Origin of the sequence: Flavobacterium segetis (assembly GCF_900129575.1) — a bacterium.
Lineage (GTDB): Bacteria > Bacteroidota > Bacteroidia > Flavobacteriales > Flavobacteriaceae > Flavobacterium > Flavobacterium segetis.
On record NZ_FQWE01000026.1, the window covers coordinates 1 to 1437 of the forward strand.

A 1437-nucleotide genomic window follows, 5' to 3' on the forward strand; every position below is an offset into this window, starting at 1 on the left:
TCAGAAATCACTCCAGCCAATTCAGCTGAAGTTGTTGCTGAAAGTATATTTAATTTATCAGTAGTTACCACCAATGTTTTTGACGTTGGTATTGTGCTTCCGTTTATGCTAGTCGCTGTTGCAACTCCTAAAACAGGTGTTACTAATGCTGGTGAAGTCGATAAAACAAGACTTCCCGTTCCTGTTTCATCAGAAATCACTCCAGCCAATTCAGCTGAAGTTGTTGCTGAAAGTATATTTAATTTATCAGTAGTTACCACCAATGTTTTTGACGTTGGTATTGCGCTTCCGTTAATACTTGTTGCTGTTGCAACTCCTAAAACGGGTGTCACTAATGTTGGTGAAGTCGATAAAACAAGACTTCCCGTTCCTGTTTCATCAGAAATCACTCCAGCCAATTCAGCTGATGTAGTTGATGAAAGCACATTTAACTTATCAGTAGTTACCACCAATGTTTTTGACGTTGGTATGGTGCTTCCGTTAATACTTGTTGCTGTTGCAACTCCTAAAACGGGTGTTACTAATGTTGGTGAAGCATTCATAACAAAGATCGAACCTGTTCCTGTTTGAGAAGCTACAGCAGTTGCATTTCCAATACTTATTATTGGACCTGTTAAGTTAGCATTCGTTGAATTATTTCCATTCAATTTTTGTATTGCCTGAAGTATATTATCTGTTGATGATACTGTACCTGCACCACTTGCATATCCAGTTAATACTTTACCTATTACAGTGGCATTGGGAACAGTTGCTGCATTACCTATCGATGTTATTTCTCCTGTTAAGTTAGCATTGGTAGTGACGTTTCCTGCAGTAAGGCCAGCAGCTGTACCTGTAATATTTGTTCCTACAAGTGCAGATGGTGTTCCCAAAGATGGTGTTACTAATGTTGGGGAAGTTGATAAAACAAGACTTCCCGTTCCTGTTTCATCAGAAATCACTCCAGCCAATTCAGCTGAAGTTGTTGCTGAAAGTACATTTAATTTATCAGTAGTTACCACCAATGTTTTTGACGTTGGTATTGTGCTTCCGTTAATACTTGTTGCTGTTGCAACTCCTAAAACGGGTGTTACTAATGTTGGTGAAGTCGATAAAACAAAACCTCCTGTTCCTGTTTCGTCAGAAATCACTCCAGCCAATTCTGTTGATGTAGTTGATGAAAGTACATTTAACTTATCAGTGGTTACCACCAATGTTTTTGAAGTTGGTATGGTGCTTCCGTTAATACTTGTTGCTGTTGCAACTCCTAAAACGGGTGTCACTAATGTTGGGGAAGCATTCATAACAAAGGTTGAACCTGTTCCTGTTTGAGAAGCTACAGCAGTTGCATTTCCAATACTTATTATTGGACCTGTTAAGTTAGCATTCGTTGAATTATTTCCATTCAATTTTTGTATTGCCTGAAGTATATTATCTGTTGATGATACCGTACCTGCA

Annotated in this window: 1 protein-coding gene; it reads right to left on the reverse strand. The window is 38.5% G+C overall.

Annotated elements, in window-relative coordinates; all coding sequences use genetic code 11:
* On the reverse strand, positions 1-1437 hold a 1437-nt coding region (locus BUA99_RS15185; RefSeq protein ID WP_159430960.1), incomplete at both ends, for a beta strand repeat-containing protein.